1 pseudogene is annotated in these 249 nt (G+C 76.3%); it reads right to left on the bottom strand.

Annotation, left to right across the window (positions count from 1 at the left end):
* Positions 1-249 (bottom strand): annotated as a pseudogene (locus tag SB772_RS44070) (MFS transporter); the annotation flags it as partial.

Raw genomic sequence — 249 nt, 5'->3', positions numbered from 1 at the left:
GCCGACGAGGCGTGCATGCGCGTCGGGCCGCGCGCTGAGGATCATGCTCTGGTTCACGACGTGGACAGCCTGCCCGCCGACGTCGAGCAGCACGATGCCGACGACCAGCAGCGCGATCGACGTGCCGGCGAACGCGAGCGGCAGCCACGAGAGCGCAAGGAGCGCCAGCGCGACGCCGGTGGCCGCTTCACCGAGCCCGCGATCGGCGAGCCGGCCCGCGCGCGCGGCGGCGGCCGCCCCCAGTGCGCC

This window comes from Paraburkholderia sp. SIMBA_030 (assembly GCF_046535245.1).
Classification (GTDB): domain Bacteria; phylum Pseudomonadota; class Gammaproteobacteria; order Burkholderiales; family Burkholderiaceae; genus Paraburkholderia.
Note: the sequence above shows the minus strand (reverse complement) of the source record. Positions and strands in the feature narration are given on the sequence as shown.